General features: G+C 70.8%; 4 protein-coding genes. 2 read left to right on the top strand and 2 right to left on the bottom strand.

Annotated features, from left to right (window positions below; genetic code table 11):
* Positions 1-2: 2 nt before the first annotated feature.
* Positions 3-1,541, bottom strand: a complete 1,539-nt coding sequence (locus tag ACFWN7_RS08030; protein ID WP_376938273.1) for an alpha/beta hydrolase — start codon at positions 1,539-1,541, stop codon at positions 3-5.
* Between the two features lie 142 nt (positions 1,542-1,683).
* Here ACFWN7_RS08030 and ACFWN7_RS08035 point away from each other — a divergent pair, with 142 nt between their 5' ends.
* The gene (locus ACFWN7_RS08035; RefSeq protein ID WP_376938253.1) at positions 1,684-4,764 is read left to right on the top strand and encodes a DEAD/DEAH box helicase; all 3,081 of its coding nucleotides are present in this window, start codon (positions 1,684-1,686) and stop codon (positions 4,762-4,764) included.
* 39 nt (positions 4,765-4,803) lie between these two features.
* Here the strand turns inward: ACFWN7_RS08035 and ACFWN7_RS08040 are convergent, their stop codons facing one another.
* On the bottom strand, positions 4,804-6,156 hold the full coding sequence (locus ACFWN7_RS08040; RefSeq protein WP_376938274.1) for a nitrate/nitrite transporter: 1,353 nt from the start codon (positions 6,154-6,156) through the stop codon (positions 4,804-4,806).
* Positions 6,157-6,204: 48 nt separating this feature from the next.
* Between ACFWN7_RS08040 and ACFWN7_RS08045 the strand changes: the two genes are divergently transcribed.
* Complete coding sequence (locus tag ACFWN7_RS08045; protein ID WP_376938254.1) at positions 6,205-7,653, top strand: DUF2254 family protein; 1,449 nt, start codon at positions 6,205-6,207, stop codon at positions 7,651-7,653.
* The last annotated feature ends 147 nt before the right edge of the window (positions 7,654-7,800 follow it).

The following is a 7,800-nucleotide window of genomic DNA, read 5'->3' on the forward strand; positions in this document are numbered from 1 at the left end:
GTTCAGCGGATGCCGCGACCGGCGCCGGCACCCACGAGCCGCCAGTACGGGCCACCGCGGGTCGTCCTCGGCGTGAGGCCGACGCGTTCGGTCGGCGTGCGCCCGTCGAGCACGACGCCGACGAGATCGGCGATCACCACGCTGTTCGAGCAGAAATACGAGTGCCCGATCGAGTCGCGGCTCTCCCTGCGGATCACCCGCCGCGCGACCTCGATCGTGTCCATCGGCAGCGCCACGACGATGCCCCTGCGGCTGTCGCCCGCCCGGTTCAGTCTGTGCACGCGCCGGGAGAGGTCGAGCGCCGAGTCGACGCCGCACGCGTAGAGCGTGAGCCGCGGCATCCGCGGGGCTTCGAAGTCGGCGACCGCCGCGTTGAACGCCGTCACGAACTCCTGGAACGTGTGCCGGTCGATGTCGGGCGCTGCGAAGACGACCTCGCGCACGGGCGTGGGGTAGTCGGGCTTCTCGAGCGCGAGCACCTTGAGCGCCTCGGTGCTCACGCGGTTGCCCATGCTGTGGGCGACGAGGTGCACGCGACGGGCGCCGCCCTCGGCGAGCACGCGCTTCAGCACCGCCGTGAAGTGCGGTGCGCTCCACGCCGAGGCGCTCTCGTCGGCGGTGTACGAGAGCAGGTCGCCGCGCGACGGCCACGAGTACAGCATCGGCAGGCCCTGGAAGTTCAGGTCGTATGCGAACTGCGCCGCCCGCCGGACCGATTCCGCCCAGCTCGTGCGGTACCCGTGGATGAAGATCAGGATGTCGCGGCTCGTGTCGGTGGCCGGCAGATCGCCGTCGTCGACCGGGCCGGCGACGCGGTTCCGGATGCTGCTGAGCCACGCCTGCTCGTCGAGTTCGGTCACGCCCTGCACCACGATGTGCCACTCGGGATCGGCCCGCCACTCGAGCAGATACCACTTCGGCGACTCGAGCCGGCCGATCTCGTGGGTCTTCGGGATGCTCACGTCGACCGTGCCGTAGTTCATCACGGTGCGGTCATCGACGATGCTCATGTCGGCGCCGTAACGACGCCGTGGCGCTTCCCAGGGCAGATGCCTGCGGTCGGTCGCGTACCAGACCGGCACGGTCACGTATGTGGTCTTCGCCGGCGCCATCTCGACGCCCGGGCCTTCGGGGATCTCGAGGCGGATGCGGTCGCGGCGACGCGACCGGCGGGAGAACAGGTCGGGGAGGTTCCAGCCGCGTCCGCGGGAAGGCGGGGGTGGCGCCGCCTCTGCCGGGAAGTCCCACTTCGACAGGGCGGCCTCGGGGGGCGGCGGCAGCTCGGGGGCCGGGCCGCGAGCGCCCGCATCTCCGGCCAGGGTGAGCGTGCGCCCGATGATGGGCTGGGCGACCTCGCGAGTGAGGTACTCGTCGATGAGGGCACGAACCTCCCGCGGTGGGAACCGCGTCGGGTCGCGCTCGAGCTCGCCGATCAGCACCCTGAGCCGACGCTCGAACTCGGGATATCGCGCGCCCATCGCCGCGCGAAGGTCTTGTCGGATCTCCGCGAGATCGCTCAGGACCAGCCGGAGCACGTCCATCTCAGCCACGGTCTTCCCCCCTCGCCACGACGGGAATGCTCACAGGCTACGCCCGTGCCGCGCCGAGTGGCTCAGGGAGATCCCCCATTCCCTTCGACCACGCGCGGGCGCCGGTGTCGTCCGTGCGTGCGAGCATGAGTGCATGCCCGTCGACCGCCTGCCGCCCACGGGTGCGCGACAGGCGGCCGCGCACCACGCGGGCGATTGGCGAAGCGCGCTCGCGTCGCTCGAGCCGCACATCGAGCAGGCGACGGATGCCGCGCCGGATGCCGCGCCGACGCGTCCGCTCGCCCTGCAGTTCGAGCTGCGGCATCGCGTCGAACGGCGACCGGGCGAGTGGCAGGGGCCGCGCGACGAACCGGCTCGCCGCGTGGCATCCGTCGACCGGCTGGCCGTGCGACCCGTCACCACCGGCGCCCGCGGCACGTGGATCAAGGGCGGTCTCACCTGGCAGAACATCGGCTACCAGGCGAGCGCCGGCGGCTTCGACTCCGCGCAGTCGCGCTGGTTCGCGCAGTTCGCGCTGCTGAAGGGCTCGTCGCCCGGGGTCTACAGTGCATATGGCTCGGAGTGGATCACGCTCGACGAGTTCGAGAGTCCCTTGCTCTGGGCGCTGCTCGCCGAGGCAGGGCGGCTCGGCATCGCACTTGTCGGGTCGGATGCCGCGCCCGAAGTGGTGGTGCGCGGAGCCGCGCAGGTCGCGCTCGACGCGAGCGTCGACGCCGATGGCGGGCTCGCGCTCTCGCCCATCGTCGCGTTCATCGCGCCCGACCGAGCCGGCGCACCCGCCACCGCCCGGTCAGCCTTCGACAGACCGGCCGAACACGTGCGTCCGATCGCCGGTCACGGCGTCTACCGCTTCGACTTCGACACGGCGGTGATCGAGCTCGCGCCCCTCGCGTCGCCGCTCACGGCCGCCGAGCGCGCGCTGCTCCAGCAGCCCGCCATCGTGCGGGTGCCGGCCGGCGAGCTGACCGAGTTCACCCGGATGCATTACCCGGGGCTCGCCCGCTCGCTCGTCATCACGAGTCGCGACGAGAGCTTCACGCCGCCACCGGCCCCGCCCGCCACGCTCGTGCTCGAGGCGCGATTCGAGCCCGGCGACGTGCTGCGCCTCGCATGGCACTGGGCACACGCCGATGGGCGCACGAGCGCGGTCGAGGCATCCGTCGCCCCCGCCGCTGCAGGCACCGCCGCCGCCGACCCCGATCTCGACGACGACCTGCTCGCCCGCGTGGCCGACGAGCTCGGGTGGGTGCCGCTGGGCGCCGTGATCCTGCGCGGCATCGACGCCGCCCAGTTCACGGCCGAGCGGATGCCGCGACTCGAGCGTCTCGCCGAGGGCGGCGCGTTCCGCATCTCCATCCGTGGTGAGCGGCCCGACTTCCGCGAAGCCACCGAGCCGCCAGTGCTCACCGTCACCACCGTCGAGTCGCAGCAACGCGACTGGTTCGACCTCGGCGTCATCATCACCGTCGGCGGCAAGACGGTGCCGTTCATGCCGCTGTTCAAGGCGCTCGCCACGGGGCACAAGCGACTGCTGCTCGTCGACAAGAGCTACCTCTCCTTGAGCCAGCCGGTGTTCGCGCCGCTGCGCGACCTCATCGAGGAGGCCGGAACGCTCGCCGAATGGGGCAGTGCCTCTGCAATGAACGGGGGCCTGCGCATCCACCGCAGCCAGACGAGCCTCTGGGCCGACTTCGAGGACCTCGCGGATGTCGCCGAGCCCGCGCTCGCGTGGCGTGCGACGATCGCGGGGCTCGAGCACGGCGCCGTCGAGGAGGTGCCGCCCCCCGCCGGACTCGCGCTGCCGCTCAGGCCGTACCAACTGTCGGGGTTCCGCTGGCTCGCATTCCTGTGGCGGCATATGCTCGGCGGCATCCTCGCCGACGACATGGGACTCGGCAAGACCGCGCAGACGCTCGCGCTCATCGCGCACGCCGTCGCAACTCGACCGCCGGGGGCAGCATTCCTCGTCGTCGCGCCGACGTCGGTCGCGTCGAACTGGGTGAGCGAGGCCACCCGGTTCACGCCCGGGCTCCGCGTGGCATCCGTCACCGAGACCGAGGCGAAGCGCAGGCGCAGCATCGCGGATGCCGCAGCCGGCGCCGACCTCGTCGTCACCACGTACGCGGTGCTCCGCCTCGAGGCCGCTGCCTTCGCCGCAATCGAGTGGGGCGGGCTCGTGCTCGACGAGGCCCAGTTCGTGAAGAACGCGGCGACGAAGGTGCATCAGGCGGCACGCGACATCCGTGCGCCGTTCCGCCTCGCGGTCACGGGCACCCCCGTGGAGAACAACCTGAGCGAGCTGTGGGCGCTGCTCGCCATCGTGGCGCCGGGGCTGTTCCCGTCGAGGCGGGCGTTCGACGAGCGGTATCGGCGACCGATCGAGAACGACGGCGACGCCGAGCGGCTCGCGCGGTTGCGTCGGCGCATCCGCCCGCTCATGCTGCGCCGCACGAAGGAGGTCGTGGCCGCCGAGCTGCCTCCCAAGCAGGAGCAGGTGCTGCACGTCGAGCTGCACCCGCGACATCGGCGCCTCTACGACACGGTGCTGCAGCGCGAACGGCAGAAGCTGCTGGGGCTCCTCGACCTCGACCGCAGCCGCTTCATCGTGTACCGCTCGCTCACCCTGCTGCGCATGCTCGCGCTCGACGCGACGCTCATCGACGATTCCCGCTATGCCGGTTACCCGTCGGCGAAGCTCGACGCGCTGTTCGAGCAGCTCGACGACGTGCTCGCCGAAGGCCATCGGGCGCTCGTGTTCAGCCAGTTCACCTCGTTCCTCGGGCGGGCGGCGGCGCGGTTGGATGCCGCGGGCGTGCCCTCTGCGTACCTCGACGGGTCGACACCGGTGCGCCGCCGCGACGCTGAGATCGCGCGGTTCCGCAGCGGCGAGGCATCCGTCTTCCTGATCAGCCTGAAGGCCGGGGGATTCGGCCTGAACCTCACCGAGGCCGACTACGTGTTCCTGCTCGACCCGTGGTGGAACCCCGCGAGCGAGGCGCAGGCCGTCGACCGCGCGCACCGCATCGGGCAGGCGAAGCAGGTGATGGTCTACCGGCTCGTCGCCGCGGACACGATCGAGGAGAAGGTCATGGCGCTGAAGCAGCGCAAGGGCGAGCTGGTCGCGTCGCTCCTCGACGAGGGGTCGGATGCCGCCGGCCCGCGTGCGGCCGAGACGCTCACCGCCGACGACCTGCGCGGACTCCTCGACGACTGAAGCGCGACGTGGCGCTCGTCGAGGCCCGTCCGGCCGAGGTCAGGGCCGGTTCCGGTCGCGACGCCGCGAGCGGGGCTCGTCGAGTCCGAGGTGCACGCGCGTGCGCCTGCGCTCCCACACGATGAATGCGGCACCGATCGCCCACAGCGGCGCCTGCGTGAGGAATGCGACGCGGAACGCATCGAGGCTGTACGTCTCGGGCGTGCCGGCGCCCTGCGCGTCCATCGCGATGCCGATGAAGAGGATCGCGAGGAGTGCCGCGAGGAAGCCGCCCACGTTCACGATGCCGGACGCGGTGCTGAGACGGTGCTTCGGGTTGAAGGTGCGGGCATGGTCGAAGCCGATCATCGACGCCGGCCCGCCCGTGCTGAGGGCGATCGCGAGCGCGAAGAGCAGCCACAGCGGCGACGGTCCCGGCCAGGCGATGACGACGAGCCAGGCCGCCGCCTGCACCGCGATGATCGGCAGCACCAGCATCCGTGAGCGACGCGTCGGATGCCGGCTCGAGATCGCGCCGATGATCGGGCCAGCGGCCATCGCGCACACCACGTAGACCGTGAAGATGAGCGACGCCATCGCGGGGGTGAGCCCCATGCCGACGGTGAGGAACGGGAAGCCCCAGAGCAGGATGAACGCGGTGCCCGAGAACGGCGTCGCGAAATGCGACCAGAATGCCAGTCGGGTTCCGGGGTGCCCCCACGACTTCCGGAAGCTCACCCGGAAGTCGGCCTGAGACGTCACCGCGTGCATCGCGCCGGTCTCGGTGTCGACCGAGACATCCGCATCACGATCGGGTGGGTGGTTGCGGATGACCGCGAAGGTGAGCACGGTGAACAGCACGCCGAGGCCGGCGAGACTGCCGAAGGCGACGGTCCAGCTCGTCGCGTGCAGCAGCGCCGCGATCGGCAGGATCGCGAGGATCTGCCCGGCCTGGCCGACGAGGCCCGTGAGCTGGACCATGAACGGCGCCTGCCGCTCGGGGAACCACACGGCGACCACGCGCAGCACGCTCGGGAAGATCGCCGCGTCGCCCGCGCCGAGGAGCATGCGCGCGAGGATCGCCGTGCCGACATCGGGCGCGAACGCCATCACGAGCTGGCCCACCGCCATCAGGAGCATGCCGGCGGTGATGATCGGCCGTGCGCCGAACCGGTCGAGCAGCACGCCGACGGGGATCTGCATCGCGCCGTACACGGCCAGCTGGATGACGGCGAACATCGACAGCGTCGAGGCATCCGCGTCGAACCGCACCGCCGCGTCGACGCCGACGGCCGACAGGGACGTGCGGTTCGTGACCGACAACACATAGGCCGCGACGCCGACTCCCCACACCGACCACAGGCGCCATGAGCGGGCGGGCGGGGGATTCGTCGTGGTCGGCACCGCGTCCAGCGTAATCGCGCAGGCGCCGATTGTCGTGCTGCCGGTATAACGGTGTTCATGAAGGAACGCGAAGCACAGGGCAGCCGCGCCGAGCGGCAGCAGGGCCTGCTCCGCTCGGTGCAGCGATCGTTCGCGGAGTTCCTCCTGCTCCCCACGCTCGTCATCGTGGGCTTCATCGTTCTCGCGGTGGTGTCCTTCATCCTGGACAAAGCCGACATCGGAGGGCTCGGCGCCTTCCGCGAGACCATGACGAAGTTGGTCTTCGGCAGCGCGGATGCGACCGGCAGCCTGCTCGCCACGCTCGCCGCCAGCCTCATCACCCTGACATCGATCACGTTCTCGGTGCTGCTGCTCGCGGTGCAGCAGGCGGCGGCCTCGATGACCAGCCAGGTCGTCGACCAGTTCCTGCGGCGCCGGCTGAACCAGCTGTTCTTCGGCTCCTTCCTCGGCCTCGCGATCTACTGCCTCATCGTGCTGTCTACGGCGCACCCCGGATACAACCCTGTCATCGGCGGCACGATCGCCCTGCTGCTCAGCTTCGGGGTGCTGTACGGACTGATCCTGCTCATCTACCTGACGGTGAACCAGATCCGGCCCGCCAACATCGTCGAGATGATCCATGACCGCACCCTTCGAGCCCGCCTCGTGCAGCGGCGCGAGATCACGAGCCGCACACGCAGATCTGCCCGTACGGAGGGCGGTGCCCCGGTTTCGGTCACGGCCACCGAGAGCGGACTGCTCACCGGAGTCGACCTCGACGTGCTGGCGCAGGCAGCAGGGGCCGCACGAGACGGGCGAGGAGGCGGTGGCGAGATCGGTGAGGTGGTCCTGTACCCGTCGATGGGCACCTCCATCTCCTACGGAGACGTCGTCGCCCAGGTGTGGCCCGGATCAGGCCGAAGCGCCGACGACGTCGAGCGCACGGTTCGCCGCGCCCTGACCGTCGGCAGCATCCGAGACCTCGACCGCGATCCGGGGTACGGCGTGCAGCAGCTCGTGGACATCGGCTGGACGACGATCTCCACCTCCAAGCAGAACCCCGCACCGGGAAAACAGTCGATCGCAGCCCTTCGGGACCTGCTCGCCCGCTGGGCGGACGAGGGCGCCGACGCCGACTCCGACGCCGCCGACGACGAGCGAGTACTGCCGGTCGTCTACCACGACACCGCGCCGAACGAGGTGCTGAACGCCCTGGAACTGATGGCCGTCGTATCGACGGAATCGCTTCAGGTGCCGGCCTTCGTCGACGTGGTTCGCGCCATCGCCGTGCTCTTCGACCGCCTGCCGCCTGAGCTCCAGTCGCGGAGCGAGGATGTGGTCCTGCGCATTCTGTCGGGTATGGCAGACCACCTGATGACGGCGCCGCTCGAGTCTGAGCTGTTCGCGCTCTCCGATGTGCTTCGCGGCGCTGGCCGGATCGAGACTGCGGCAGCGGTGGACCGGGCACGCGTCGCACTCGCCAAGTCGGTCGGGAGCCTGCACTCGCGCGCCGACCGGGGCGTGTGATCAGACGGACTCAGATCGGTGAGTGTGGGGGGGGGCCGGGCGGGGCCAACCCGCCCACACCGCAGAACCGCCCGGGGGGCGGCCCCCGGCCCGGCGCGACGCGCGCGGGTGGGGGGCGCACCCCGTGGGGTATTAAAAAAAAAGAGC

The organism is Agromyces sp. NPDC058484 (genome assembly GCF_042720415.1).
Lineage (GTDB): Bacteria > Actinomycetota > Actinomycetes > Actinomycetales > Microbacteriaceae > Agromyces.